Origin of the sequence: Phenylobacterium koreense, from assembly GCF_040545335.1 — a bacterium.
Lineage (GTDB): Bacteria > Pseudomonadota > Alphaproteobacteria > Caulobacterales > Caulobacteraceae > Phenylobacterium > Phenylobacterium koreense.
This window is the reverse complement of the sequence record NZ_JBEPLU010000002.1, coordinates 545,532-572,298: the sequence shown is the minus strand read 5'-3', so window position 1 is coordinate 572,298 and position 26,767 is coordinate 545,532. Positions and strand designations below refer to the sequence as shown.

The window sequence follows — 26,767 nt, the reverse complement described above, 5'->3', positions numbered from 1 at the left end:
GACCGGAAAGGTGCTAGACCGCCATGTTGTCGATCAGCCGCGTCCGGCCGATGACCGCGGCGGCCAGCACCCGGCCGGGAACCGCCAGCGGCCCAGGGCCCGGATGGCTCAGGTCGTCGGCGTTGCGCACCTCGAAATAGTCGATCCGCTGGAAGCCGGCCCGCTCGAGGGCCGCGCGGCCCGTAGCTTCGACCCGCTCCACGGTCTCACCGGCCTGCAGGCGACGCACGGCGTCGGCCAGGGCGAGGTTCAAGCGTTCGCCGACCTCGCGCTCGGCGTCGCTGAGGTAGGCGTTGCGCGAGGAACGGGCGAGGCCGCTCTCGAGGCGCGAGGTCGGCGCGCCGATGATTTCCACAGGAATATCCAAGTCACGCACAACCCGCTTGATGACCTGGAGCTGCTGGTAGTCCTTCTCCCCGAACACGGCGACGTCGGCTCCAGACTGCAGCAGCAGCTTGGTCACCACGGTCGCCACGCCCGCGAAGTGGCCGGGCCGGGCGGCGCCGTCGAGAGGCTCGGAAACCCCGGTGACATTGACCGTGGTCGCGAAGCCTTCGGGATACATCTCCGCCACGGTCGGGGCGTACATCAGGTCGCACTGTGCGCTCGCCAAGGCCTCGGCGTCCTGCGCCTCGCCCCGCGGATAGGCGTCGAAATCCTCGTTCGGGCCGAATTGGGTCGGGTTGACGAAGACGCTCGCGACCACCCGGTCCGTCTTGGTCCTGGCCAGGGCCACCAGCGACAGGTGGCCGTCATGCAAGGCGCCCATCGTGGGCACAAGCGCCACGCGCTCGCCTTTGGCCTTCCAGGCGCGGACCTGCGCGCGGAGATCGGCGACGGTACGGACGATGGGGATCTGAGACATGCTTGGACTCGCTGGAAGGACCGTCCGCGCTTATGGCGCGGGCCCGCCTCGGCGTCCATTCCATCCACAGGCCTAGAGGATGACTGCGTTGACGCGGCGTCGCGGTGAAGGTTCCTGTTAATAAATGGAATCGGCGGGTACGCCCCCGGTGTTGGAGTTGAGGATCGATGTCGCAAGCCAAGGTGATCGTCGTCGGTAATGAAAAGGGCGGGGCGGGCAAGTCCACGATCGCCATTCACGTGGCTACGGCCCTGCTGCACGGCGGCGCGCGCGTCGCGACTCTGGATCTAGACCTGCGCCAGCAGAGCATGGCCCACTTCTTCGCTCACCGCCGCGCTTGGCTGGACGCCAACGGCGCGGTCGCGCCGGTCCCGATCGAGTTCCTGCTCGGCGCGGAACTGGCCAAGGCGCCTGACGCCGAAGCCGTGGCCCACTTCGAGGACGCCTTCGATCGCGCCTGCGATCAGGCGGATTTCGTGCTGATCGATACGCCCGGCAGCGACACCGCCGTCGGCCGGGCGGCGCACGGGGCGGCAGACCTCGTCGTCACCCCGATGAACGACAGCTTCGTCGACTTCGATATGCTGGGCGTGGTCGATCCCGTCAGCCTCGATCTGAAACGGCCCAGCCTCTATTCTGAGACCGTCTGGAACAGCCGCAAGGCCCGCGCCGTCGCATCCGGCAAGTCGATCGACTGGGTGGTTCTGCGCAACCGCCTGGCCCCCACCGAGGCCCGCAACCGCAAGCGCCTGGACGAGCGGGTCCAGGCGCTGTCGCGCCGCGTCGGCTTCCGCGTCGGGCCTGGCCTGCGCGACCGGGTGATCTATCGCGAGCTCTTCCCCTTCGGCCTGACCATCGCCGACCTGTCGCCGGCGATCCGTCCGGTGGCGATGTCGCTGCAGCACGTGGCCGCGCGCCAGGAGCTTCGCGCCCTGATGGGTTCGCTCGGAATCTCCGGACTGGATGGCGAAGAGCGGCTCGCCGCGCAATAACAGGCGCCATGATTTATCTCGCCCTCGGCTGCGCGGCCCTGCTTCTCTATATCTGGGTAAGCCGAGGTAAGTTCACCCTCAAGCGCCGCGAGTGGCGCTTCCTGGCTGGAGCCCTGGCGATCGCCTGCTTCGCCGCGGCGGCCTATGTCGGCGTGCGGGGAGGGTGGGGTAAGTCCATCGTCCTGGTGGTGATGGGCCTGTGGCTGGCGGTTTCGACCCGCCGTACCGGACCGTCCCCGCAGCAGCCCTCACGCACCGTCAGCGATGCGGAAGCCCGCTCGATCCTGGGCGTCGGGCCGGAAGCTTCGAATGACGAGATCAAGGCCGCCTATGCGCGGCTGATGCGGATGGCCCACCCCGACAAGGGCGGAACCAGCGGCCTGGCGGCTCAGCTCAACGCCGCCAGGGACCGCCTACTGAGGAAGTAGCCGTCAGGCCGGCTTCACCACCATGCAGGCCAGGCGCTTGGCCTTGAGGGCCTGGCAGGCGTTCTTGGCCGAGACTTCGCTGTAGCCGGAGAAGCGGGCGCGATAGGAGCCCGACTTGCCGCTGACCTGGCCGTCCTTGACCCGGAAGTGCTTGCTGAAGCGCTTGGTGACGAAGGTGATCTGTTCCTTGGCGTCGGACTTCGACTTGAAGGCGCCGACCTGGACGACCCACTTGCCCTTGCCGAGGGAGGTCTTCGACGATTCGACGATCTTGGTCCGCGACGCCGCGGCCGGCGGAGGGGCGGAGGCCAGCACGATCTTCAGTCCGTCCTGGTCGCCATCGCCCTGCTCGGTGGAGCCGCGGACGACCGGACCCGAAGGGGTCGGCTCGAACAGGTTCTGCGCCACGGTGATCTTCTCGCCGCGCTCGCGACGGGCCATCACGTCGAAGCCGGTGAGGATCAGGTCCTCGGCGTTGTTGTTGCGGATGGCGGTGGACGGCGCGCCCAGCACCACGGTGATCAGGCGGCGGTTACCCCGCACGGCTGAGACCGCGATGTTGAAGCCGGAGGCGTTGGTGAAGCCGGTCTTCAGCCCATCGACGCCATCCATGCGGCCCAGCAGACCATTGTGGTTGCGCATCGTCTGGCCGCGGAAGGTGAACGACCGCTGGCTGAACAGGTCATAATACTGCGGATAGTCGCGCATCACGGCGCGCGAAAGGATGGCGATGTCGCGCGCCGTCGAGATCTGACGGCTGTCGGGCAGGCCGGACGCGTTGACGAAGCGGGTGTTGCGCATACCCAGTTCCTGGGCGCGCAGGGTCATCATCGCGGCGAAGCGGGCTTCGGTGCCGCCCAGCTTTTCGCCCAGCGCCACGGCGATGTCGTTGGCCGACTTCACCGCCAGGGCCTGCATGGCCTGATCGACGGTCAAGCTGTCGCCGGGGCGCAGGCCGAGCTTGCTGGGCGCCTGCGCGGCGGCGTGGGGCGAGATAGGCACCAGATCGTTCGGATGCAGCCGCCCCGCCTGAAGCGCCTCGAAAGCCAGGTACAGCGTCATCACTTTCGTCAGCGACGCAGGATACCTCGGGCTGTCCGCGCGTTTGGCGTACAGCACTTCGCCGGTTTTCGCATCGACAACCAGCGCGGCGTATTTCGGCTGGTTGGCAGGCGTTTGCAGATAGGGAACTCGAGCCTGAGCGGTCGTGGTGACCACCGGGGCGAGGGTCGTCGCACCAGCGATCAGCAGGGACACAAACAGGCGGCGGGCGCGCTCGAACATGCAGTTCGTCCGTCGGTACAAGGGTTAGGCGGCCCCCCGGCCGCTCCTGATGAATCGTAGCATGACAGTCAGAGCGTTGCGCGATGGTAAACAGGACTTGAACGGGCTGTTTTGTCGCGCTTTTTCCGATCAACTGTTGCGTGATCGGATGTCGTTGTCACCTGAGCGTCAAATTTGTGCGGTGCACAAAAGTTGCTTGACTGCTGCACTGCAACATGGGACGTAAGGGGCCGAGTTCGAGGCAATTTCCCTTCCCATCTGCGCCGCGGCCCCCGCGCCGCCCCGTCTGATTTCAGGAGCCCCGCCCCATGGCCGCTGAGACCGTCAAGTCCACCGTCGAGCAGTTCACGACCGCCGGTAACGTCGCCTTCAAGGACGCCATCGAAAAGTCGCTGGCGCAACTCAACGAGTTCAACGCCCACTCCAAGAAGAACCTGGAAGCCATGGTCGCTTCGGTGACCGCTTCCACCAAGGGCGTCGAAGCCCTGAGCGCCCAGGCCATGGCCTATTCGAAGAAGGCTATGGAAGACCAGGTCGCCGCGGCCAAGTCGCTGTCCGGCGTGAAGTCCTTCCAGGAAGCCGTCGAGCTTCAGAGCGCCTACGCCAAGTCCGCGCTGGACGCTTACATCGCCGAAGTCTCGAAGATGTCGGACATCGTGACCGCCTCGATGAAGGACTCGGTCAAGCCGCTCAACGAACGCGTCACCGCCGCTGTCGAGCGCCTGCAGGCCGCGCGCTGATATAGACCTCTGTTCAAACGCCTTGCGTATCTAGGCGTCCTCCCGGGAACGGGCTCGCGAACCTCCAGCGCGAGCCCTTTTCTCTTTCCGCTTTCGAGCGCCAGGGTTAGACCTGCGGCATGTCTCAGGTCGAAGAACGTCTCGCTGCGCTCGGCATCACCCTGCCGCAGCCCAATCCGCCGGTCGCCAATTACGTGCCCTTCGTTCGGTCGGGCGACCTGGTCCACATTTCGGGTCAGGTCTCGGTGGACGCCAATGGCGGGATTCGCGGCGTGGTCGGCGAGGACGTCGACCTGGAGGCCGCGAGGGCCGCCGCGCGGCTCTGCGGAATCAACCTTCTGGCCCAGATGAAGGCCGCCTGCGAGGGCGACCTCTCCCGCGTCGTTCACGTGGTGAAGCTGAGCGGCTTCGTCCAGGCCGGCCCGAACTTCTTCGACATTCCCCAGGTCGTGAACGGAGCCTCCGACCTCATGGTCGCGGTCCTCGAGGACGCCGGCAAGCACGCCCGCTCGGCGGTCGGGGTCTACCGCCTGCCGCTGAACTTCGCGGTCGAGGTCGACGCCGTGGTGCAGGTTCGGTGACCAATTCCTTCGGCGAGGCTTGGGACCTTTTGTTCCACCCGCCGGTGGCCCATCGCGGGCTGTGGACCAAGGGCGGCGCGCCGGAGAACTCGCTGGCCGCCTTCCAGGCCGCCTGCGACGCAGGTTACGGCATTGAGCTCGATGTCCAGCTCTCGGCGGACGGGGAGGCGATGGTCTTCCACGACGACGACCTTGCCCGCATGACCGGCGTGGCGGGCAAGCTTCGCGACCGCACCGCCGCCGAGCTCGCCGAGCTGCGGTTGGCCGGAACCGACGAACCGATCCCGACCTTGCGCGAGACCCTGACGCTCATCGGCCGCCGGGCGATGACCCATGTGGAGCTCAAGACCCCCTATGGCGAGGTCGGCCCGCTGGAGCAGCGGACCCACGAAGTCCTCATCGACCATGCCGGCCCGGTCTGCGTGATCGGCTTCAATCCCTATTCCCACGCGTGGTTCGCCGACCGCTATCCCGGCGTGCTGCGTGGCCTGGACAGCTACGACTACAAGCGCGCGCCGCACATGACCGAGACCCAGCGGCAGTCCTTCGCTCGTCTGGAGCACGTGGCCATCGCCAAGCCGCATTTCCTGGCTCTCCATGCCGAGATGCTGCCCGATGAGCGGGCCGCCAAGTATCGGGAGGAGGGGATGCCGATCATCGCCTGGACCATTCGCGATCCGGCCCAGTGGGAAGCGGTCCGGCCTCATTGCGACAACCTGATCTTCGAGGGTTTCGCGGCGTGAAGCTGAAGGCGGCGGTCCAGATCAACCGCCGGATCTCCGAGATCGGGCATGAGGCGTGGGACGGTTGCGCCGGCAATCCCGACTACTGCGCCAATCCCTTCATGTCCTTCGACTTCCTGGACATCGCCGAGGAAGCCGGCTGTGCGGTCGAGAAGGCCGGTTGGGGGCCCCAGCACCTGTCGGTCGAGGACGAGCAGGGAGCGGTGGCGGCGGTCATGCCGCTCTATCTGAAGTCCCACAGCCAGGGCGAATACGTCTTCGACCACGCCTGGGCCGACGCCTATGAGCGCGCTGGCGGCCAGTATTATCCCAAGCTGATCTCGGCCGCGCCCTTCACCCCCGCCACGGGGCCGCGCCTGCTCGCGCGGCCAGACGTCGATCGCGAGGAGGCCTGGCGCATCCTGCTCGGCGGTTCGCTCGCGGTCTGCGAGCGCTATGAGGCCTCGTCCCTGCACGTCAATTTTCCCACCGAGGCCGAATGGACCTGGATGGGCCAGCAGGGGCTCTCCCTACGCCAGGGCCAGCAGTACCACTGGGAGAACCGTGGCTATTCCAGCTTCGACGACTTCCTCGGCGACCTGTCGTCAGGGCGGCGCAAGACCATCCGCCGGGAGCGCCGCGATGCGCAGAGCCAGGTCGAGATATTCGCCCTGACCGGTTCGGAGATCACCGAGGACCACTGGGACGCCTTCTTCGCCTTCTACATGGACACCGGGTCGCGCAAGTGGGGGCGGCCCTATCTCAACCGCCTGTTCTTCTCGCTGCTGGGCGAGCGGATGGCCGATCGGGTGCTGCTGGTCATGGCCCGCCGCAACGGTCGCTGGATCGCCGGCGCGCTCAACCTGATCGGCGCGGACTGCCTCTATGGCCGCAACTGGGGCTGTATCGAGGACGTGCCATTCCTCCACTTCGAGCTCTGCTATTACCAGGCCATCGAGTGGGCGATCGGGAAGGGCCTCGCCCGCGTCGAGGCCGGCGCCCAGGGCCAGCACAAGATCGCCCGCGGCTACCTGCCCAGCCCCGTCTACTCCGCCCACTTCATCGCCGATCCCCGACTGCGTGGCCCGGTCGAGGACTTCGTCCAGCGGGAGCGCGCCGCCGTCGAAGGCGAGATGGAGTGGCTGGCGGAGGAGTATTCGCCCTTCCGCCAAGAAGGCTGACTTCGCGCCCTAGATCTTCCGGTCCTGCCAGTAGGCGTCGCGCAGCACGCGCTTGTAGAGCTTGCCGGTCGGCAGCCGCGGCATCTCCTCGATGAAGTCGATGGAGCGCGGCGCCATGTAGCGCGCCAGCCGTTCGCGGGCGTAGGTCATCAGTTCCGCGGCCAGTTCGTCGGTGGGGATCTGGCCCGGAGCGGGCTCGATCACCGCTTTCACCGCTTCGCCCATTTCCGGGTCCGGAACCCCGAATACCGCCACGTCGGCGACCTTCGGGTGGGTGACCAGCGCGTCCTCGATGGCCTGCGGATAGATATTCACCCCGCCGGAGATGATCATGAAGGCCTTGCGGTCGGTGAGGTAGAGATAACCGTCCTTGTCGAGGTAGCCGACGTCGCCCAGGGCGTTCCAGTTGGGGTGCTTGGGGTGCCGGGCCGACGCGGTCTTGGCCGGGTCGTTGTGATACTCGAAGGTCGGCGCCTCGCGCTCGAAATAGACCAGGCCCGTCTCGCCCACCGGCAGCTCGTTCCCGTCCTCGTCGCAGATGTGCAGGACGCCCACGGAGGCGCGGCCGACCGAGCCGGGATGCTCCAGCCAGTCCTCGCTGGTGATGAAGGTGGAGCCCGAGCCCTCGGTCCCGGCGTAGTACTCGTAGAGGATCGGCCCCCACCACTCGATCATCTGCCGCTTGACCTCCACCGGGCAGGGCGCGGCGGCGTGGATGGCGACTTGGTGGCTGGAGAGGTCGTAGCGGGCGCGGACCTCCGGCGGCAGCTTCAACATCCGGACGAACATGGTCGGCACCCACTGGCTGTGGGTGACGCGGTACTTCTCGATGAGTTGCAGCGCCTGTTCGGGATCGAAGCGCTCCATCATCACCACTGTCCCGCCGAAGGACTGCACTGACAGCACATAGGCCAGCGGCGCGGCGTGATAGAGCGGCGCCGGCGACAGGTAGACGGACTCCGCGGTCAGGCCATAGCGGTTGGCCATCTGGCGGTTCTCGAACCCCTCGGCCGGAGTGATGTCGGGCAGGGGCCGCAGGATGCCCTTGGGCCGCCCTGTGGTGCCGGATGAGTAGAGCATGGAATCGCCCATCCACTCCTGCGCCAGCGGCTCGGGCGAGCCGGAAGCCACGGCGTCCTCGTAGGATGCCCAACCGGGAATGGTCCCGCCGGCCATCAGGCGGATCGGGCAATTGGGGATCAGGTCGATGAGCCCCTCGGCCGTCTCGCGCTTGGCGTAGGAGGTGACCAGCGCCTTCGCTCCGCAGTCGTTGGCGATGTAAGCGGCCTCGTCCGGCGGCAGGTAGCGGTTGATCGTCGTGACATAGAGGCCCGAGCGGAAAGCCGCCCAGATCGGCTCCATGAACGAGAGGTTGTTCTCCATCAGCACGGCGATGTGGTCGCCCCGCCGAAGGCCCTGTGCGTAGAGGAACTGCGCAAAGCGGTTCGACCGTTCGTTCAATTCGGCGAAGGTCACCGCCTGGCCGGTGTCGGCCGAAATGATGGCCGGCTTGTCGGGCGTCAGGCGCGCGTGATCGGCGAGATACATCAGTCCCTCCCTCTGCGGCCTTTCCGGCCGTCGACTTGTGTTTTCGACGAACAGGTTATCGCAAGCCGAGGGGCCGTAAACCCGTTGCGGTGCTTGACGTGGCGTCCGGATTGTTTCGTGTCGCCGGCCTCTCCTATGCTCCATTCACAAGAAAAATTTCGGATTGTGGGAGGGTTCGATGGGACTTCTGGATGGCAAGGTGGTGCTGGTCACCGGGGGCGGGCGCGGCATCGGTCGCGACGTAGCGATCCTGTCGGCGCAGCAGGGCGCCAAGGTGGTGGTCAACGACCTCGGCGGCGGCATCCATGGCGAAGGCGCGGACAAGTCTCCGGCCCAGGAAGTGGTCGACACCATCAAGTCCGCGGGCGGCGAGGCGGTGGCCAATTTCGACAGCGTCGCCGATCTTTCCGCCGTGAACCGCATGATCCAGCAGGCGGTCGACACTTTCGGCGGACTGCACGTCATCAGCAATCCGGCTGGCTTCCTGCGCGACCGCATGATCCACAACATGACCGAGGAAGAGTGGGACGGGATCATCGAGGTGCATCTGCGTGGGCACTTCAACGTGGTCCGGGCCTCCATCGGCCTGTTCCGCAACCAGCAGGAGGGCAACTATGTGATGTGGTCCTCCACGTCCGGCCTGATCGGCAATGTCGGCCAGACCAATTACGGCGCTGCGAAGATGGGCGTCGCGGGCCTCTCGCGGATCGTCGCCCTGGAGGGCGCGCGCAACAATGTCCGCTCCAACACCATCGCGCCCGGCGCGGCCACTCGCCTGACCGATTCCATCCCCACCACCGATCCTGAGCGCATCGCCCGGCGCGAGGCCATGCGGGCGATCAACAGCCCCGAGCGCCCGGCTCAGCTCGCCGTCGCCCTCTCTGCGCCGGCCAGCGCGCCGCTGTCGGGCCAGGTGTTCGGCGCCGGCGGCTACAACCTCTCGATCTTCCAGCAGCCGCGGCCGATCGAGACCTTCAGCCGTGAAGGCGGGTGGGACGCCGACACCATCATCCGCGAGTTCCTGCCGAGGATCGAAAAGCACATCACGCCGCTGAACGACACCGCCATCAGCGGCGGCGGCAAGGCGCCCACGCCGGTCAACGGCTAACGGCTTTTGCCGAGGTTCCGTCCTCGCCGGCGATGCGCTACCACCGAGACCTAGAGTCTGGAGGAGCGAGGCATGAGCCTGGACGGGACCTACGACGACGGCAACATCTTCGCGAAGATCCTCCGTGGCGAGGCGCCTGCGGCCAAGGTGTTCGAGGACGGCGATATCTACGCCTTCATGGATGTTTTTCCGCAGGCCAAGGGCCACACCCTGGTGATCCCCAAGCACACCCACGCCCGCAACCTGCTGGAGGTGGAGCCGGAGGTGCTGGGCCCGCTGATGCTGGGCGTCCAGCGCGTGACCCGCGCAGTTCGCGCCGCCCTCAATCCGGACGGCATCGTCGTGACTCAGTTCAACGGCGCGCCGGCTGGGCAGACGATCTATCACCTGCACTTCCACATCATCCCGCGCTGGGAAGGCGTCGCGCTCGGCCGTCACGCCGGCGGCGGCATGGCCGATCCGGCCGAGCTGAAGGTCCTGGCGGAACAGATCGCCGCGAAGATCGCGTGACCATGCTTCCGGAGCGTCCCTGGTTCGAAACCGAGGCCTATGAGGATTACATCGTCCGATCGGGCTTCGACACCGAAACGGCGGCCTTCATCCGGGACATGGCCGAGCATGGCTATGCAGTGGTCGATCTGGGCGACGAGGCCCGCGAGCTCTGCGACCGGGCGATCGCAGACACCCGACGCTATTTCAAGCGCCCCGGGATCAGCCGGGTGCAGGACGCCTGGTACCGTTCCCGCGCCGTCCGCAAGCTGGCCTCTTCATCGCGCATCCGCGAGTTGCTGCGCGCCGCCTATGGCCGCGACCCGTTCCCATTCCAGACGCTGAACTTCGAGGCCGGCAGTCAGCAGCCGCTGCACGCCGACACTATCCACTTCAGCAGTGTGCCCGAGCGCTTCATGTGCGGGGTGTGGATCGCGCTGGAGGACGTGGAGGAGGGGGCCGGCCCGCTGGTCTATCATCCCGGTTCGCACAAGCTGCCGATCATGACCATGCGGGAGGCCGGGGTGAACACCGCCTTGCCCGCGGTCGAAGACTACGAGCGGGCCTTCGTGCCGCGCTTCGCCGAGCGCATCGCGGCCGCCGGCCTGCCGGCCCGCCATGCGCTGATCAAGAAGGGCTGGGCCTTCGTCTGGGCCGCCAACCTCGCCCATGGCGGATCGGCCATCACCAAGCCCGGCTCCACACGCCGGTCCCTGGTGGTCCACTGCTACTTCGAGGACTGCCTCTACTATACGCCGATGACCTCGGACGAGACCGCCGGACGCTACGACCTGCGTGTCCCGGCCAACGTCCGCACCGGCCTCTGGACCTGGCCAAGGCTCAACGGCCGCCCGGCCCAGATGCGCGCCAAGCGCGTCTTCGGCGGCGTCATCCGCGACGTCCTGCGCATTCCCTTCGCGAATTAGGGCCGGGTGAGCGCGCCTGCGGAAATCCGGATCTTGCGGCCTTTGGCGGGCGGCGGCGGCGTCGCCTCCGTACATCTCGTGGAGGTCGCTGGTCGGTTGCTCGTCCTCAAGCAGAATCGGCGCCGCGATATCGCTGGCGAGCGCCTCTTTCACGAGGCGCTGGGCGTGGCCGGCCTGCCGCGCCTGCACATCGAGGATCACGCCGAACTCGGTCCGGAGGCGGTGCTTCTCGAGTATGTCGATGGCTCGCCGACGATCGGCGGCTCGCCGTCGCTTCAAGCCTGCAGGCTGTGGGGCGACGCGGTCGGCAAGCTTCATCACCTGCCGTCAGCCGGCTTCCTGACGCTGACCGACGACGGGGCGTTGCTGGAGTCCAGTTGGCGAGACTTCACCAAAGCCTTGATCCACCAGGCGCTCCAATGCAGCCGTAGGTCGGACTTGGAGCCGTCTCTTATCACCGAGGCCGAACGACGCTTGGCGTTGCTCCTTCAGTTCGAGCCGGAAAGCTTCGTCTTGGCGCACGGCGATCTCCATCTCAACAACGCGCTCATCAGGAACGGCGATCTGGTTCTTTTCGACAAGGCCAGCGAAATCTGGAGCGCGCCGGCGGTTTTCGATCTCGCGCTGATCTATTCCGAAGCGTTCTTCGCGGGCCGATATGGTGTTGTCCGGGAAGACGACGCCGCGCGCCTGAGGGCCTTTCACGAGGGTTATGGGGAACTGTCGCCCGATCAGGCGGGCTGGCTCGACCACTTTGTTCTTCTCAGGTCGCTGCGGCGATATCCAAGCCCTTTCGTTCCGCAGTTGGGCCAAGTCATAGAGACTGCGCTGGAGCGCCTGCGCAGGTGACGGCAAAGAAAAACCCCGGAGCGTGAGCTCCGGGGTTTCCCGTTCTAGCAGTCTGGCGCTGGTCAGTTGGCCAGTTCGGGCGCGGGATCCTCGGCCGGGTCTTCGATGACCGGGGCGCCGGGCTCGCGCTCGTCCCCTTCGATCTCGAAGGCCAGCTTGGAATCCTTGAGCACCACCTTGACGTGGCCGCCCTTGACCAGCCGTCCGAAAAGGATCTCGTCGGCCAGCGGCTTCTTGATGTTGTCCTGGATGACCCGGGCCAGAGGCCGCGCGCCGTACAGTTCGTCGAAGCCGTTCTTGGCCAGCCAGTCCGCCGCCTCTTCCGTCGTCTCGATGGTGACGTGACGATCGGCCAACTGGGCTTCCAGTTGGATGACGAACTTCTGGACGACCTGGCGGATGATCTCCTGGGTCAGCGCCTTGAACTGCACCACCGCATCCAGGCGGTTGCGGAACTCCGGCGTGAACAGGCGCTTCAGGGCCTCGTCCACCTCGTCGTCCTGCTTGCCGCGGCCGAAGCCGATGGCGTTGCGTTGAGCGTCGGACGCCCCCGCATTGGTGGTCATGATCAGGACCACGTTGCGGAAGTCGACCTTCTTGCCGTTGGCATCGGTCAGCACGCCGTGGTCCATGACCTGCAGCAGGATGTTGAAGACGTCGGGGTGCGCCTTCTCGATCTCGTCCAGCAGGACCACCGCATGCGGATGCTGGTCGACCGCGTCGGTCAGCAGGCCGCCCTGGTCAAAACCGACATAGCCGGGAGGCGCGCCGATCAGCCGGCTGACCGTGTGCCGCTCCATGTACTCCGACATGTCGAAGCGCAGGAGTTCGATGCCCATGGTCGAGGCGAGCTGCCGGGCTGTCTCGGTCTTGCCGGTGCCGGTGGGGCCGGAGAACAGATAGCAGCCGATCGGCTTGTTGGCGTCGCGCAGGCCCGCCCGCGCCATCTTCATGGCGGCGGAGAGCTGCTCGATCGCGTCATCCTGGCCGTAGACCGCCCGCTTCAGGTCGGTTTCCAGCTCCTTCAGCGCCACCGTGTCGGACTTGGAGACAGACTTCGGCGGGATGCGGGCGATCTTGGCGACGACCGCCTCGATCTCCTTCACGCCGATGATCTTCTTCCGCTTGCCTTCAGGCAGCAGCATCTGACTGGCGCCGGCCTCGTCGATGATGTCGATCGCCTTGTCCGGCAGCTTCCGGTCAGTGATGTACTTGGCCGACAGCTCCACCGCCGTCTTGATGGCGTCGTTCGTGTAGCGGAGCTTGTGGAAGTCCTCGTAGTAGGACTTCAGGCCCTTCAGGATCTTGATGGTGTCCTCGATCGTCGGCTCGTTGACGTCGATCTTCTGGAACCGGCGCACCAGGGCGCGATCCTTTTCGAAGTGCTGACGGAACTCCTTGTAGGTCGTCGAGCCCATGCAGCGCAGGGTGCCCGAGGCCAGGGCCGGCTTCAGCAGGTTCGAGGCGTCCATCGCCCCGCCGCTGGTCGCGCCGGCGCCGATGACGGTGTGGATCTCGTCGATGAACAGGATCGCGTCGGGGTGGTTTTCCAGCTCCTTGACGACCTGCTTCACGCGTTCCTCGAAGTCGCCGCGATAGCGGGTGCCCGCCAGCAGCGAACCCATGTCGAGCGAGAAGATGGTCGAGCCGGACAGCACCTCGGGCACCTGGCCGTTGACGATCTTGCGCGCCAGGCCTTCGGCGATGGCGGTCTTGCCGACGCCAGGGTCGCCCACCAGCAGCGGGTTGTTCTTGGTCCGGCGGCACAGGATCTGGATGCAGCGCTCCACCTCGGCCGAACGCCCGATCAGCGGGTCGACCTTGCCCTGTTTGGCCTTCTCGTTGAGGTTCACGCAGTAGGCCTCGAGGGCCTCGCCGCCGGTCTTCACGGCGGGCTTGTCCTCGTCCTCGGCGCCCTTGACCGTCTTGGGCTGGTCGGCGCCCGCCTTCTTAGCGATGCCGTGCGCGATGTAGTTCACCGCGTCGTACCGCGTCATGTCCTGCTCCTGCAGGAAATACGCGGCATGGCTCTCGCGTTCGGAGAAGATGGCCACGAGCACGTTGGCTCCGGTCACTTCCTCGCGGCCCGAGGATTGGACGTGGATCACCGCGCGCTGGATTACGCGTTGGAACGAGGAGGTCGGCTTGGCGTCCTCGCCGTCGTCCACGATCAGCGATCGCAGTTCGTTGTCCACATAGTTGGTCAGCGTGGTGCGAAGGGCCGCCAGGTCCACGTCGCAGGCACGCATCACACCAGCCGAGTCCTCATCGTCAATGAGGGCGAGCAGCAGGTGCTCGAGCGTCGCGTACTCGTGCTTACGCTGATTGGCGAAAGCAACGGCGCGATGCAGGGATTCTTCTAGCTGGCGAGAGAATGACGGCACTGAGCCTCAATCCTTTTCCATGGTGCATTGCAGAGGGTGTTGATGCCTGCGAGCAGTATCAACGACCTGAGCGACTTTGGTTTCCGCGACCTCGTAAGTGAATACGCCGCAGACGCCTACGCCGTGCTGATGAACGTGCAGCATGATGCGCGTCGCGTCTTCGCGCGACTTATTGAAGTATTGCTCAAGAACGTAGACGACGAATTCCATCGGCGTGTAGTCATCATTCAGGATGAGCACGCGATACATCGACGGCTTCTGCGTCTTCGGCTTGGTCTGAGTTATGACCGCCGACCGGACGCCCGTATCTTGATCACCTTGCTTGCGCTCGGCCATCGCACAGGTCTCCTGAGGGCAGGCGCCCTCTCTACTAATGGATTAGATATGAAAAAGGCTGCGGTTTGGAAGGGTCGAAATCGCCCCGGAACACCCTAACGCCTCCTTCCGCGTGTTTTTGTCACGCCCAGCGCTTCGGAAACGGGCGACTTTCAATCGTCGTTCGTTCGCTTGGAGCCCAAGGCGCGTCCCGAAGTGACCACCCCCGGGCCGAATCGGGCACGCAGCTTATCCACTGCCCTTTCTTCAACCAGGGCCTTTTGCTCGGCCCCGGCGAAGAAGTCGTGCTCCACCGCCGCGGCGTCGATCAACTCGGCCATGCCTACGCCGATCAGTCGCCAGGGCCGGCCATCGGCCTCCCTGGCCAGCAGTTCGCGGGCGGTGGCGAACAGGGTCTTGGCCGTCTGGGTCGGAACCGGCAGGGCCCGGCGGCGGGTGATGATCTTGAAGTCGGTCTTGCGCAGCTTCAGCGTGACGACCCGGCCCGCGACGCCGCCGGCCCGGGCCTGACGCGCCACGCGCTCGCACAGCGGCGCCAGCCGGTCCTCCAGGTCGGAGACCTTGCTGAGGTCTTCGTTGAAGGTGGTCTCGGCGCTGATCCCCTTGCGCTCCTCGTTGGGATTGACCGCCCGGGCGTCGCGCCCGTGCGCCAGATCGTAGAGTCGCAGGCCGCCGGCGCCGAGCCGCTGAGCCAGGGCCTTGCGGTCGGCCCGCGCGATGTCGCCGACCTTGAAGAGGCCGGCCCCCTCCAGCGACTTGACCATGGCCGGCCCGACCCCGGGGATAATGCCCACCGGCTTGCCGGCCAGGAAGCTCTGCGCCTCCGCCGCGCCGATCACCGAAAAGCCTCGGGGCTTGTCCAGGTCCGAGGCGATCTTGGCGAGGAACTTGTTGGGGGCCAGGCCGATGGAGACGGTGATGCCGATCTCGGCCTCGATCTTCGCCTGCAGTCGCGCCAGGGTCTCGGCCGGCGGCGCGCCGTGCAGGCGCTCGGTGCCGGAAAGGTCCATCCACGCCTCGTCCAGCGACAGCGGCTGCACCAGCGGCGTGAGGTCCCGGACCAACTCCATGATCCGCCGACTCTCGGTGCGGTACTTGGCGAAGTCGGGCTTGAGGATCACCGCCTGCGGGCAGAGCTGGCGCGCCTTGAACATCGGCATAGCCGAGCGCACCCCGGAGATGCGGGCGATATAGCAGCAGGTCGTCACCACGCCGCGCTTGCCGCCGCCGACGATCACGGCCTGGTCGCGGAACTCGGGCCGGTCGCGCTTCTCCACCGAGGCATAGAAGGCGTCGCAGTCCATGTGGGCGATGGACAGCCGCTCCAGTTCCTCGTGCGCCACGATCCGCGGCGAGCCACAGGCCGGGCAGCGGCGCTCGAAGGCGCCGCGTCGGAAGCAGTCGCGGCAGAGCGCGCTCATGGCTCCAGCGGCCAGAGCCAGGCCGCGCCGCGCACCCCCGAGGAGTCGCCATGCTCGGCGCGGCGGATCGGGGTTTCGAAGACGTCAGAGAAGACCCGGCCGGCGATCAGGCCGGGCAGGCCTTCGTAGAGTTCGCCCACATTCGACATCCCCCCGCCCAGCACGATGACGTCAGGATCCAGCACGTTGCAGATCACGGCCAGTCCGCGCCCCAGCCGGTCGACGTAACGGTCCAGGCTGGCGACCGCCGCGGGATCTCCGGCCTGGGCCGCCGCCACGATGGCCTCCGCCGAGCGTCGGTCGCCATGGGCGCGCGCCAGGCCGGTTCCGGAAACCCACAGCTCCATGCAGCCGCTCTGGCCGCACCAGCAGGCCGGGGCCGGATACTCCTCGCCCTCCGGCCAGGGCAGGGGCATGTGGCCCCATTCGCCGGTCAGGCCGTTGTGGCCCTCGACGATGCGGCCATCGACCGTCAGGCCTGCGCCGCAACCAGTGCCGATGATCACCGCGAACACGGTCCTGGCGCCCGCGCCGGCTCCGTCCGTGGCCTCGGACAGCGCCAGGCAGTTGGCGTCGTTGGCGTAGCGCACCGGCCGCTCCAGCACCCGCGCCAGGTCCTGGGGGAACGGGCGGCCGTTGAGCTCCGTGGAATTGGCGTTGCGCATCAAGCCGTTGGCCGGCGAGGCCGAGCCCGGCCCTCCCACCCCGACGGTCGCGCCGCGGACACCGGCCTGGCGCTCGGCCTCGGCCACCAGTTCGCGCACGGTCTCCAGGCCCGCCTCGTACTGGCGAGGGGAGGGTGCGCGCACCCGCGCGCGGAACCGCCCGTCGGCGTCCAGCGCCGCGGCCTCGATCTTCGTGCCGCCGAAATCCACCCCGATCCGGATCATGGGTCATGGTTTGTTCCGTTTCGCGCCGGAGTTCAACGGCTCAGATCGCGCTGCACATCAGGGTTGTCGAACGCCGCTATCTGATGCGAGGCTCCGCGGCCCAAAGGGAGGAACGCCGATGAACAAGCTCGCCGGGGCGCTGGCCGCTCTGACGCTCGCCGCCTGCTCGCCGCAAACCGCCGAAAAGAAAGAGGCGGCGGCCCCGCCGGTCGAGAAGGCCGCCGCGTCTGGCGTCCGGAACACCGCGCCCGCCGGGGCCTACGCCATCGACCTGGCCCACACCAGCGTCACCTTCCGCGTCAGCCACTTGGGTTTGTCGCGCTACACCGCGCGCTTCACCGGCGTCGATGCCAAGCTGAACTTCGATCCCGCCAACCCCTCGGCCATGAGTGTCGAGGCGACGATCGATCCCAAGTCCATCGAGACCGACTACCCCCTGGACGAACCCGACTTCGACAAGCAGTTGACCGGCCCGGACTGGCTGGACGCCGCGCGGTTCCCGCAGATCACCTTCAGGTCCACCGCGGTCGAGACCACCGGCCCGAACACCGCCAAGGTGACAGGCGACTTCACCCTGCGTGGCGTGACCAAGCCAGTGACCCTGGATGTCACCTTCAACGGCGGCTATGCGGCCACCGATATGGACCCGGCCGGCTCACGCATCGGCTTCTCGGCGCAGGGCGCGATCAAGCGCTCCGACTTCGGCCTCACCGCGGGCATTCCCGCCCCGGGGACCAACTTCGGCGTCGGCGACGAGGTCGAGATCTTCATCGAGACTGAGTTCACCCAGCCTCGGGCAGGCGCGGCCCCGCCCGCCAAGCCGGCGGCCTAGAACACCGACGCCTCGATCGCCTCGCGCAGTTCGCGCCAGTCGTCGATGCGCCGGTGGCGGTCCGGCGCGCTCGGCGCCAGGGGGCGCAGGCGAGGGTCGGCCACCATCTGGAAGCGGCTGACCGCCGGCGCCGTCTCGGCCACCGAATCGAGGTTGGAGATGAGGTCGTCGATGAAGGCCGCCTGCGCACGCATCTGCCCCGCCATCGCCGCCGCGGAAGGGCCCTTCGGCCCGGTGTTCAGCACCAGCGGGTAGTCCATGCCGTGGCGGGCCAGCCACCGCGCCCTCGCCATCCGCGCCGGGCCCGGCGCATTGGTCAGGATCACCACATTGGCCCGCTGCGAGAGCGTGCGCAGCGCTTGCGTCGCGCCTGGAGCCGGTTCCATGTCCCCGCAACCCAGGCGGAAGAAGTCGTCGAAGTGCGAGCGCCCTTCGTCGATCGGCAGGTGCTGCGTTTCGCCCGGTCGGTAGATGTTCTGGAACAGGGCGAACCGGTCGACCCGGAACTCCAGTCCCCGATCCTCCAGGAAACGGCCGAAGCCCTGCATGAACAGGCCCAGCACCTCGTCCACATCCACCAGCAGCAGCGGCCGATCGGGATCGACGCCCATCTCCGCCAGGTTCGGCGGCCTTTGCGGAAACTCTCGGGGCGTTTGCGCCAACGGGGTTCTCCAATCTCGGCTAACGCGAGTTTAAGGATATCCGTGTGATCAAGGATCAACAGGTAGGGCCAGAGCGGCGTAGTCGTGGGCTCGAAACATCGTCGAGATCAAGATGGCCAAGAGAGTCCTCATCGTCGAGGACAACGAGCTGAACATGAAACTCTTTCATGATCTGCTCGATGCCCAAGGCTACGAGACCCTGCAGACGCGCGAGGGGCTGCAGGCGCTCGCGCTGGCGCGGGAGCACCGCCCCGACCTCATCCTCATGGACATCCAGCTCCCCGAGATTTCCGGCCTGGAGGTCACCAAGTGGCTGAAGGAGGACGACGAACTGGCCTCTATCCCGGTCGTCGCGGTGACCGCCTTCGCCATGAAGGGTGACGAGGAACGGATTCGGGAGGGCGGCTGCGAGGCCTATATCTCCAAGCCGATCTCGGTGTCGCATTTCCTCGACACCATACGGCGGTTGCTGAACTGACGCCGCCGCATGACCGCACGCATCCTTGTCGTCGACGATATCGAGGCCAACGTCCGTCTGCTGGAAGCCAAGCTGACGGCCGAGTACTACGAGGTCCTCACCGCGCATGACGGGCCGACGGCGCTCGCCCTTGCCGCCAAGGAGAAGCCGGACATCGTCCTGCTCGACGTGATGATGCCGGGCATGGACGGCTTCCAGGTTTGCCGTCGCCTGAAGAACGATCCCGAGACGCGCCACCTGCCGGTGGTCCTGGTCACCGCCCTCGACGGACGCGGCGACCGCATCGCCGGCCTGGAGGCGGGCGCCGACGAGTTTCTGACCAAGCCGATCGACGACATGATGCTGTTCGCTCGCGTGCGCAGCCTCACCCGCCTGAAGATGGTCATCGACGAGCTGCGCGACCGCGAGGCGTCCGGCCGCCGCATGGGCGTCATCGCCGGTTCCGCCTCGCGCCTGGGCGGGGCAGGGGGGCGCGTCCTCATCGTCGACGACCACGAGCGCCAGGCCCAGCGCGTCGCCGCCGAACTCGCCATAGAGCATCGGCCCGTGATCGAGGGGGACGTCGAGAAGGCCCTGCTCAGCGCCAGGGGCATGGCCGACCTCATCATCGTCAACGCCACCGCCCGTTCGTTCGACGGCCTGCGGTTCGCGGCCCAGATCCGTTCGGACGAGGCCACTCGCCACCTGCCGATCCTCGCGGTGGTGGATTACGACGAGCGTTCGCGGGTCGTGAAGGCGCTGGAGATCGGCGTCAACGACATCCTGCCCAAGCCGATCGACCCGCAAGAGCTGGCCGCCCGCGCCCGCACCCAGATCCGGCGCAAGCGCTATACTGACTATCTGCGCGACAACCTCGACCATTCGCTGGAGCTCGCCGTCACCGACCAGCTCACCGGCCTGCACAACCGGCGCTACATGGTCAGCCAGCTCGAGGCCCTGGTCCGCCGAGCCGGCCACGGCGGCGACCCGGTCGCCAGCCTGCTGATCGACATCGACCACTTCAAGAAGATCAACGACGGCTACGGCCACGACGTCGGCGACGAGGTGCTGCGCGAGTTCGCCGTGCGGCTGGCCTCCAACGTCCGGGCCGTGGACCTGCCTTGCCGCTACGGCGGCGAGGAGTTCGTGGTGGTCATGCCCGACACCAGCATCGTCGACGCCCAGCGCATCGCCGAGCGTATCCGCCTGCACGTGGCCGGTTCGCCGTTCCGGGTGATGGGCGGCGCTGAACTGCTCAGCGTCACCATCTCAATCGGCGTCGCCGCCACCAATGGCGGCGCCGACAAGCCCGAGGCCTTGCTCAAGCGCGCCGACGAGGCCGTCTACGAGGCCAAGGCCACCGGTCGCAACCGGGTCGTGGCGCGGGCGGCCTGATCGCCCTCACAGTTTCGCGCAAACCTCGCCGAGCTGCTTGGTGAAGGCGGCCTCGGCCCCAAGCGTCTGCCCCAGGATCTTCATGCCCTTGGCGCAGTCGGCCAGGGCCTCCGGGCGCCGCCCGGCCCGGGCCAGGATCGTCGCCCGGTTGACCAGCAGGTCGCCATGGTTGGCGTGCAGGCCGCCATAGCTGGCGTCGTAGTTCGTCTTGGCGTCGTCCAGGATGGCCAGGGCCTTGGCCGTCCGCCCCCGCTCGGACTCCACCAGCGCCAGATAGATTTCCGCGATCCCGATCAGATAGTGCGGCCCGCCGAACGCCTTCCGATAGATCGCGATCGCCTCCTCCAGCGACTTCTCCGCCTGCGGTAGCCGCCCCTGGCCCTGAAGGATCTGGCCCTGCATCGACAGCGAGTCCGCAATGATCGGATTGTCGTCGTCGAGCATCTGGCGCTCGATCGTCAGGGCCGTGTTGATCCGCGCCTCGGCGATCGGCAGGTTGCCCTCCAGGAAGGCGTTCTGCGCCAGCATGAACCAGGTCTGGCCGGTCGACAGGTGCTGCTGCCCCAGCACGCGCTGGTGGATTTCCAGGGCCTCGATCAGCGCCGTCTCGGCCTTCTCGAACTGACCGCTGTCGGAGAGCACGCTGCCTTGCGACACCAGCACCGCGGCGATCTTGCGATCGTCGGGCCGCGGCATGGAGCGGTAGAGCTTCAGGCTGCGGGCGAAGGCGTCGAGGCTTTCGGTCAGCTCGCCATTGGCCGTGTAGATCATCCCGCGGGTGAACTCGGCGCTGGCGCGAATGTCCGCAAACTGGTCGGCGTCCGAGCCGAGCAGGGCCTCGGCCTTGCGGACGCTGGCGGCGGACTTGTCCAGCAAGCCGAGCTGCAGATAGGTCATGGCCAGCGCCAGCTCGGCGTTGGCGCCTTCCGGCCCGGCCCGACCTATGGCGCCGGACGAGGTCTCCAGCAGTCGGCGCGCCTCGCTGAACAGGCCAAGATTGTTGTAGGCCCGCCCGATCGTCCCGATCAGCCTGGCCTGGATCTGCGGCTGCTCGGCCAATTCTTCCCGTGCGCGTTCTGCGCCTCGTTCGAGCACTGTGAGCGCGGTGATCTCCCGTGGGTTTTCCGTGGCCGGATTGGTCAGGACGAAGGTGCCGATCAGAAAGTCCGACGCCGTCTTGGCTGCGCGGGCTTCGCGCTCGGCGATCTCGCGCTGCTCGTTCGCCTCGATCCGGCGGGCGTTCGCATAGGCCGCGAGCGCACCGGCGGCCAGCATGCCGACGCTGGCGGCTCCGGCGACCAGTCCGGCGTTCCGCAGCCGCCGTTGGGTCTCGCGCTGGATGAGATCGTCCAGGCGCAGTCCCGTCAGGCCGGCGACCAGCTTGAGCTTGGCCAGGCGCTTGCCGTCCGCCTCGGGGCGAATGTCGGCCGCCACCGGCTCGGCGGGGCGTTCGGACAGCCGGCCGTCGGGGGCGATCTGGTAGCGAAGGCTGGCCGGGAAGCACTCCTCGTCGGCCTTGGCGGGCGGTGAAAACGGCTCGCCGCCGGCGATCAGGGCCAGCACGCGATGCTCGCCGTGCATCTGCTTGAAGTTCAGGATCTCCTGGTTCACCCACTTCGAAGCGGCCGCTGCAGGGGAGCAGATGACGATCAGGAACTCCGACGCCGCCAGTGCCGCGCTGATCTCGCTTCCCAGGTCATGGGAGGCGGACAATTCCTCCCGGTCGCGGAAGATCGGCCTGATACGCGCCGGAACCTTCCCGATCCCGGTGGCCGAGCCGACCAGCTTCGAGGGCAGGCGATAGGATTCCAGCGCGCGATGCAGCCACACTGCCGTCGCCTTGTCCCGATGACTATAGCTCAGGAAGGCCTTGTAGCGCGGCGTTACAGTATGCGGGGAACCATCCATCGCCGTTGCCGTCGGAAGGCGGCGCCCAGAGCACCGAAGCCGACGATCATCAGCGCCCAGCTATCGGGTTCGGGGACCGCCGAAGCGGAGACGGGCTTGAAGGTCAGCACGCCCTTGCTGAAGGTCGGATAGGCGAAGTCGAACTGATCGACCTGGAAGCTGGAGCTCTCGTTCGACGCGACCTTCAACAGTGATGGCTTGATGCCTCCGCCGCGCCCGATCGGGTCGCCGAACGAGGAATAGGCGACCAGGCACGAACCGGTCTGCAGCTTGAAGCAGTCGGCGTAGCTGTAGCTCTCGACGATCGTCTCGTAGGTCAGGGTCGAGGATTCGCCGGGCAGCAGCAGGGAGCCCTTGGGGAAGGCGACCTCGATGTCCGTGGCGTCCCAGACGAAGCCGAACTCCTTCTGGCTGCCGTCGTCGGCGACCGGACGGAAGCCCGCCAAGGCCGCCTGGGCGGCGTTCATGTCGCTGACGATAACGTTCGAATTGGACGCGGCGTCGTACAGCAGGGCGATATTGCCCTTCAGCTCATAGACAACCTCATCGCCGCCGGTGATCCGGAAGGTGAAGGACGCGCCGGCCAGTCGGCCGGCCGGATCGTTCGTCGTGAAGTCCTGAAAATCGTGGAAATCGCCGGGATAGGTCGCGCCGGCGGTGCATCCGGTAATGACGTTGAGGCACTCGCGGGCGGCGAAGAAGCCCATGCCCGCCGGGGTGATCGTGGAGTGCAGGGTCGGGATGACGGCCGTGTCCCCGTCGTTGGTGAAGCTGATGTCGACCACCGTCCGCGAGGTGAGGTGGGCCAGCGCTCCGCCGGCGATGTTGCCGTTCTGGAACTCGACGACCTGGTCGCTGATGTCCGAGGTGGAGGTGAAGCTGCCCGCCGATCCGAAGGCGTTGCCGCCAGCCATCAGGTTGAGCTGCTCCCCCTGGAAGATTGCGATGCCGGTGTCGTCGGGGTCCGCACCCGGCTGGAACTGTGTCTTTCCACTGGTGTGCGTCACCACGCCGGTGACTTGCGCGTGGGCGACGCCGCCCATCAGCGCGATCGCGCCCGCCAAGCAGGCCACCGCCCGTCGCATGATCGCCTCCCAATCAGCGGCTTGTCCGCATGATTAACGAAAAACGACGTTACGCGATTTTACGATCAAGCAAAGCGAAAGCTTCACGCTTGCAACCAGTCGCTGCTTTTCACAGCGGAGGCGGGCGGCGCCCGGGTCGCCCGCGCTACGCCTTCTACATGTCGACCAAGGGCGAGAAGCCGCCATAGATCTGGCGCTTGCCGTCATAGGGCGCATGGCTCATGGCCTCGTTCATCCGCGGATCGGCCATGATCTTGGCCCAGCCCTCGTCGCGCGCGGCCTTGGAGGCCCACTCGATCCAACTGAAGACCACCACCTCGTCGCCGCCGGCCTTGACCGCGCCCTGGAAGTCCGTGACCTTGCCCTCGGGAACGTCATCGCCCCAGGCCTCGACCACCCGAGTCGCGCCATGCTCCTTGATGACCGCATTGGTCTTTGCGGTCAGCTCGCGGTAGGCGTCGCGCGCATTGGCCGGAACCGCCAGGACCATGCCGTCCACATAGCCGGCCTTGGCGCCGGTCTTCTCGTCGCTCAGCACCTCGAAGCCGCCATAGATCATTCGCTGGCCGTCGAAGGGCATGTCGGCCCCCATCGCCTCCATCCGCGGGTCGCTGCGCATCTTCTCGTTGGCGGCCTGGCGCGTCGCCTTGTCCGGGAACTCGAACCACGAGAACACCACCACTTCGTCCGGCTTGGCTTTCACCGCGCCCTTGAAGTCGGTGACCCTGCCATCCGGCACATCGTCGCCCCAGGTCTCGACCATCCGGGCGACGCCGAGTTCGTGGAAGAGCGGCGCCGCATCGGCCGCATGTTTGCGATAGGCGTCCTTCTTGTCGGCGGGGACGGCGCAGACGAAGCCTTCGATATAGGCCATGGTTTCCTCCGTTGATCGGTTTGCGCTGTTGCGCTCAGCGCCGCTTCGGGCGCGTGCGGCCCTAAGAGGGAGAGGCCGTCTTGACGTTATAGGTTGATATCAACACAATTGTGTCATGTCAAAAGCCGCTTCCTTCGACATGACCGTGCATGTTCGCGACCATTGCTTGTGCCTGGCGGCCCAGCGCGCCGCCCGCAGCCTGGCTCGGCGCTTCGACGAAGCCCTGCGCCCGGTCGGCCTGACCAGCGGCCAATTCTCTCTGCTGACCTCCCTGAACCGGCCGGAGCCGCCGTCGGTGGGGGAGGTGGCGGATGTGCTCGGGATGGACCGGACCACGCTCACAGCCAACCTCAAGCCGCTGGAGCGGCGCGGGCTGGTCGAGATCCTGGTCGATCCGGTCGACCGCCGCAGCCGCCTGGTGAAGCTCTCCGCCGCCGGGTTGGAGGCGCTGGAGGCGGCGACGCCGATCTGGGTGCAGATCCATGCTGAGGTGGAAGGCCTGCTAGATCGTCCTGAAGACATCCGCGGCGGCCTTCGCGCCCTGGCTTAGGAGGGCGGGGCTCACCGCCCTGCTGCGCAGACCCCGTCCAGATCGGACTCCCGGTCTTGCTTCGCAAACCAGGGATGACACTCGCCTTTGCAGGGACCCCGAAACGCAAAACGCCCGACCTTGCGGCCGGGCGTTTTCACAGACTGGAGATCTGTGGGAGGCTTATTTGATCTTGCCTTCCTTGAACTCGACATGCTTCCGCACGACGGGGTCGTACTTCATCATGACCAGCTTTTCGGTCTTGGTGCGAGCGTTCTTCTTCGTGACGTAGAAGTAGCCGGTGTCCGCAGACGAGTTCAGGCGGATCTTGATGGAGGCGGGCTTCGCCATGGTCGGTCCTCGCGGGGCCGGCGAGGCCGGCAGATGTTCGAAAGAGCCGCGGACAATACGAATCTCGAACCCAAAGTCAATGCGACTGGGGGAAATTCCTGTGCGGCTGCCTCATCAGCCTAGCATTGCCGTGAGGGCAGGCGACGAAAACTCTTCCAGTCGGCCCGCCCGCTCCACAAGAAAGTGCGCGGCGACGTCGTTTCGGGTCGCGAAATCCAGGCCCTCCTGCGCGCCCAGCACGGTCAGGGCGGTGCACAGGGCGTCGGCGTCGATGCAATCGGGCGCGATCACGCTGACCGAGCGCAGCCCGTTCACCACCGGCCGTCCGGTCCGCGGGTCGATGCTGTGGGAATAGATTCGGCCCGCATGCTCGAATCGGCGCCGGTAGTCGCCGGATGTGGCGACGGACAGGCCATGCAGCGCCACCAGAATTCGGCCGCCGGGCAGGGCGGCGCCTGGCGGCGGCGCGATCTCCACCCACCAGGGCGAGCCGTCAGTCTTCACGCCGGCGCCGCGCAACTCGCCGCCGATCTCCACCAGATGATCGGTCAGGCCCATGAGGCTGAGCGCGCGCGACACTTCGTCCACGCCGAAACCCTTGGCGATTCCGGAGAAATCGAGCTGCAGCCCCCCAGGCTGGTGGACCCGCGCGCCATCGACCGCCAGCCGGTCCCAACCGCTTGCGGCCAGCGCCGCCTTGATCTGCGCATCATTGGGCGGCGCGTCCACGGCCCCGGCCGCGCCAAATCCCCAGAGATCGACAAGCGCCCCCGCGGTCGGGTCGAACGCTCCGCCGCTCTCCTGAGCCCAATACAGCCCACGCTCCAGCACATGCCGGAAGGCGGCGGGCGCCTCCATCCACCCGCCCGCGGGCAGGCGGTTGAAGCGGCTGATGTCCGCCTCCGGCTCCCAGGTGCTCATCTGCCGGACGATACGGTCGAGCAAGCCCTGGATCTGCGACTGCGCGCCGGACGCGTCGAGCTCGGCCGGGGCCAGCGCCCTGACCGACCAGGAAACGCCCATGGTCGGTCCGCCGAACTCGACGGCCGTCCCGCCTCGCGGCTGGATCGCCCGCGGCGAAAGCCCGAGCGGTACGGCGACCCGCACCGTCAATCGGGCAGAACTTCCAGGGTCGCCACGTAGGAAGCGTTGCGCTCGCTGTTCGGCAGCGAGCCCGGGCCGCCGCGAGCCGAAGCCTCGAGCCAGTACATGCCCGCTTCCGGCCACTTCACGGTGAAGGCGCCGTCGGCGCCCGTCTTCACCTTCAGTTCGGCGCTGGAGGCGCGGTAGCGGCCGTCGCCCTCGATGATGTCCACCTCGACGCCGGAGGCCGGCTTGCCGTCCAGCATCAGCCGGAAGGTGGCTTCTTCGCTCGCGACTAGATCGTTCGGGTGCGTGACCGGCTCGAGCTCCAGGCCCTTGCCGGTGAGCTTCAGGGCCTCCATGGTCGGCGCCCCACGCGTCGCGAAGACTTCGGCCCGGCGCTGGTTCTCGATGATGCGCACCTCGGTGGCGTCCTTCGGGATCGCCGTCGCCAGCCCCTCGGCCGAGCCGCGCCAGCGCTTGGTCTCGCCGCCCTGCTTGTAGGACGCCATCAGCCCTTCGCCGGCGTTGACGATCTTGTAGGTGCCAGGCTTGTCGAGTTGGACGTCGAAGGTGCTGCGGTACTTGCCGGTCGCGCCATTCTTGATCTCGGCCTTGGACCCGTCCGGCGCGATCACCGCAATGCCGTCCAGCCGCATCGGCACGTGGTCGAAATAGAAGAGGTCGTTGGAGACCGCTGCGTCGACTGTGATCCAGGGATCGGAACCGGAGAGCACCGTCGCCGACGGCAGCATCCATTGGCGGTGCGCGCTAGCCGCGGCGGGAACCGCCAGGGCGGCGGCGATGGAGAGGGCGGCCAGGGCGCCGCGGCGGGCGGAGATCATCG

General features: G+C 66.9%; 27 protein-coding genes and 1 pseudogene. 14 read left to right on the top strand and 14 right to left on the bottom strand.

Annotation, left to right across the window (positions count from 1 at the left end):
- Window positions 1–13 precede the first annotated feature (13 nt).
- Complete coding sequence (gene panC, locus ABID41_RS14575) at window positions 14–865, bottom strand: pantoate--beta-alanine ligase (protein ID WP_331931431.1); 852 nt, start codon at window positions 863–865, stop codon at window positions 14–16.
- A gap of 167 nt (window positions 866–1,032) precedes the next feature.
- Here panC and ABID41_RS14570 point away from each other — a divergent pair, with 167 nt between their 5' ends.
- A complete protein-coding gene (locus tag ABID41_RS14570) occupies window positions 1,033–1,857 on the top strand; it encodes a division plane positioning ATPase MipZ (protein ID WP_331931433.1) in 825 nt (274 codons plus the stop codon).
- An 8-nt stretch (window positions 1,858–1,865) separates the two neighbouring features.
- Entirely contained in the window at window positions 1,866–2,285 is a 420-nt protein-coding gene (locus tag ABID41_RS14565) for a J domain-containing protein (protein ID WP_331931435.1), read from the top strand.
- Window positions 2,286–2,288: 3 nt separating this feature from the next.
- Here the strand turns inward: ABID41_RS14565 and ABID41_RS14560 are convergent, their stop codons facing one another.
- The gene (locus ABID41_RS14560) at window positions 2,289–3,569 is read right to left on the bottom strand and encodes a D-alanyl-D-alanine carboxypeptidase (protein WP_331931437.1); all 1,281 of its coding nucleotides are present in this window, start codon (window positions 3,567–3,569) and stop codon (window positions 2,289–2,291) included.
- A gap of 308 nt (window positions 3,570–3,877) precedes the next feature.
- On the opposite strand from ABID41_RS14560, the gene ABID41_RS14555 reads away from it, so the two are divergent.
- The 4 genes from ABID41_RS14555 (at window position 3,878) to ABID41_RS14540 (ending at window position 6,793) form a co-directional block, all read left to right on the top strand.
- Window positions 3,878–4,309 (top strand): phasin family protein, encoded by a 432-nt coding sequence (locus ABID41_RS14555; RefSeq protein ID WP_331931439.1) that lies wholly within the window; start codon window positions 3,878–3,880, stop codon window positions 4,307–4,309.
- A gap of 119 nt (window positions 4,310–4,428) precedes the next feature.
- Complete coding sequence (locus tag ABID41_RS14550; protein WP_331931441.1) at window positions 4,429–4,890, top strand: RidA family protein; 462 nt, start codon at window positions 4,429–4,431, stop codon at window positions 4,888–4,890.
- Window positions 4,887–5,633 (top strand): glycerophosphodiester phosphodiesterase family protein, encoded by a 747-nt coding sequence (locus ABID41_RS14545; protein ID WP_331931443.1) that lies wholly within the window; start codon window positions 4,887–4,889, stop codon window positions 5,631–5,633. The genes ABID41_RS14550 and ABID41_RS14545 overlap by 4 nt, the downstream gene beginning before the upstream one ends.
- Window positions 5,630–6,793: a GNAT family N-acetyltransferase gene (locus tag ABID41_RS14540; protein WP_331931445.1), complete on the top strand. Its 1,164-nt coding sequence runs from the start codon at window positions 5,630–5,632 to the stop codon at window positions 6,791–6,793. Before ABID41_RS14545 ends, ABID41_RS14540 begins: the two co-directional genes overlap by 4 nt.
- Window positions 6,794–6,802: 9 nt before the next feature.
- Here the strand turns inward: ABID41_RS14540 and ABID41_RS14535 are convergent, their stop codons facing one another.
- Window positions 6,803–8,341, bottom strand: coding sequence for an acyl-CoA synthetase (locus tag ABID41_RS14535; RefSeq protein WP_354297901.1), 1,539 nt, complete (start codon window positions 8,339–8,341; stop codon window positions 6,803–6,805).
- 178 nt (window positions 8,342–8,519) lie between these two features.
- Between ABID41_RS14535 and ABID41_RS14530 the strand changes: the two genes are divergently transcribed.
- From ABID41_RS14530 to ABID41_RS14515, 4 genes are all read left to right on the top strand, one after another.
- The gene (locus ABID41_RS14530; protein ID WP_331931449.1) at window positions 8,520–9,449 is read left to right on the top strand and encodes an SDR family NAD(P)-dependent oxidoreductase; all 930 of its coding nucleotides are present in this window, start codon (window positions 8,520–8,522) and stop codon (window positions 9,447–9,449) included.
- Window positions 9,450–9,521: 72 nt separating this feature from the next.
- Window positions 9,522–9,959: an HIT family protein gene (locus tag ABID41_RS14525; RefSeq protein ID WP_331931451.1), complete on the top strand. Its 438-nt coding sequence runs from the start codon at window positions 9,522–9,524 to the stop codon at window positions 9,957–9,959.
- 2 nt (window positions 9,960–9,961) lie between these two features.
- Window positions 9,962–10,864: a phytanoyl-CoA dioxygenase family protein gene (locus tag ABID41_RS14520; protein ID WP_331931463.1), complete on the top strand. Its 903-nt coding sequence runs from the start codon at window positions 9,962–9,964 to the stop codon at window positions 10,862–10,864.
- 6 nt (window positions 10,865–10,870) lie between these two features.
- Entirely contained in the window at window positions 10,871–11,713 is an 843-nt protein-coding gene (locus ABID41_RS14515) for a phosphotransferase (protein ID WP_331931453.1), read from the top strand.
- Between the two features lie 62 nt (window positions 11,714–11,775).
- Here the strand turns inward: ABID41_RS14515 and clpA are convergent, their stop codons facing one another.
- From clpA to ABID41_RS14495, 4 genes are all read right to left on the bottom strand, one after another.
- Window positions 11,776–14,097 carry an ATP-dependent Clp protease ATP-binding subunit ClpA gene (gene clpA / locus ABID41_RS14510; RefSeq protein WP_331931455.1) on the bottom strand — a complete coding sequence of 774 codons (2,322 nt, stop codon included), beginning with the start codon at window positions 14,095–14,097 and terminating at the stop codon, window positions 11,776–11,778.
- A 6-nt stretch (window positions 14,098–14,103) separates the two neighbouring features.
- Window positions 14,104–14,433 (bottom strand): ATP-dependent Clp protease adapter ClpS, encoded by a 330-nt coding sequence (gene clpS / locus ABID41_RS14505; RefSeq protein ID WP_331931457.1) that lies wholly within the window; start codon window positions 14,431–14,433, stop codon window positions 14,104–14,106.
- 152 nt (window positions 14,434–14,585) lie between these two features.
- Window positions 14,586–15,854 (bottom strand): DNA polymerase IV, encoded by a 1,269-nt coding sequence (locus ABID41_RS14500; RefSeq protein WP_331931459.1) that lies wholly within the window; start codon window positions 15,852–15,854, stop codon window positions 14,586–14,588.
- A complete protein-coding gene (locus ABID41_RS14495) occupies window positions 15,851–16,744 on the bottom strand; it encodes an ROK family protein (protein WP_354297900.1) in 894 nt (297 codons plus the stop codon). The genes ABID41_RS14500 and ABID41_RS14495 overlap by 4 nt, the downstream gene beginning before the upstream one ends.
- A 118-nt stretch (window positions 16,745–16,862) precedes the next feature.
- Between ABID41_RS14495 and ABID41_RS14490 the strand changes: the two genes are divergently transcribed.
- Window positions 16,863–17,576: a YceI family protein gene (locus ABID41_RS14490; protein ID WP_331931311.1), complete on the top strand. Its 714-nt coding sequence runs from the start codon at window positions 16,863–16,865 to the stop codon at window positions 17,574–17,576.
- Here ABID41_RS14490 and ABID41_RS14485 read toward each other — a convergent pair.
- Complete coding sequence (locus ABID41_RS14485) at window positions 17,573–18,238, bottom strand: hypothetical protein (protein ID WP_331931313.1); 666 nt, start codon at window positions 18,236–18,238, stop codon at window positions 17,573–17,575. The two genes, ABID41_RS14490 and ABID41_RS14485, sit on opposite strands and share 4 nt — an antisense overlap.
- A gap of 112 nt (window positions 18,239–18,350) precedes the next feature.
- Between ABID41_RS14485 and ABID41_RS14480 the strand changes: the two genes are divergently transcribed.
- Entirely contained in the window at window positions 18,351–18,716 is a 366-nt protein-coding gene (locus ABID41_RS14480) for a response regulator (protein ID WP_331931315.1), read from the top strand.
- 9 nt (window positions 18,717–18,725) lie between these two features.
- Window positions 18,726–20,090, top strand: coding sequence for a PleD family two-component system response regulator (locus ABID41_RS14475; RefSeq protein ID WP_331931317.1), 1,365 nt, complete (start codon window positions 18,726–18,728; stop codon window positions 20,088–20,090).
- 6 nt (window positions 20,091–20,096) lie between these two features.
- Here ABID41_RS14475 and ABID41_RS14470 read toward each other — a convergent pair whose 3' ends face one another.
- The 3 genes and pseudogenes from ABID41_RS14470 to ABID41_RS19355 all read right to left on the bottom strand — a co-directional run bounded on the left by ABID41_RS14470 (window position 20,097) and on the right by ABID41_RS19355 (window position 23,957).
- Window positions 20,097–21,998, bottom strand: coding sequence for a tetratricopeptide repeat protein (locus ABID41_RS14470; protein ID WP_331931319.1), 1,902 nt, complete (start codon window positions 21,996–21,998; stop codon window positions 20,097–20,099).
- Window positions 21,974–22,090 (bottom strand): annotated as a pseudogene (locus ABID41_RS19360) (PEPxxWA-CTERM sorting domain-containing protein); the annotation flags it as partial. The pseudogene ABID41_RS19360 and the gene ABID41_RS14470, both read right to left, overlap by 25 nt.
- Before the next feature lie 1,147 nt (window positions 22,091–23,237).
- Window positions 23,238–23,957, bottom strand: a complete 720-nt coding sequence (locus ABID41_RS19355) for a DUF1428 domain-containing protein (protein WP_414695960.1) — start codon at window positions 23,955–23,957, stop codon at window positions 23,238–23,240.
- Window positions 23,958–24,072: 115 nt separating this feature from the next.
- On the opposite strand from ABID41_RS19355, the gene ABID41_RS14450 reads away from it, so the two are divergent.
- Window positions 24,073–24,507 carry a MarR family winged helix-turn-helix transcriptional regulator gene (locus ABID41_RS14450; RefSeq protein ID WP_331931323.1) on the top strand — a complete coding sequence of 145 codons (435 nt, stop codon included), beginning with the start codon at window positions 24,073–24,075 and terminating at the stop codon, window positions 24,505–24,507.
- 162 nt (window positions 24,508–24,669) lie between these two features.
- On the opposite strand, the gene rpmG is transcribed toward ABID41_RS14450, so the two are convergent.
- From rpmG to ABID41_RS14435, 3 genes are all read right to left on the bottom strand, one after another.
- A complete protein-coding gene (gene rpmG, locus ABID41_RS14445; RefSeq protein WP_056018215.1) occupies window positions 24,670–24,837 on the bottom strand; it encodes a 50S ribosomal protein L33 in 168 nt (55 codons plus the stop codon).
- A gap of 114 nt (window positions 24,838–24,951) precedes the next feature.
- Window positions 24,952–25,944: an FAD:protein FMN transferase gene (locus tag ABID41_RS14440; protein ID WP_331931348.1), complete on the bottom strand. Its 993-nt coding sequence runs from the start codon at window positions 25,942–25,944 to the stop codon at window positions 24,952–24,954.
- A 2-nt stretch (window positions 25,945–25,946) separates the two neighbouring features.
- On the bottom strand, window positions 25,947–26,765 hold the full coding sequence (locus ABID41_RS14435; RefSeq protein ID WP_331931331.1) for a DUF4198 domain-containing protein: 819 nt from the start codon (window positions 26,763–26,765) through the stop codon (window positions 25,947–25,949).
- Between the last annotated feature and the right edge of the window lie 2 nt (window positions 26,766–26,767).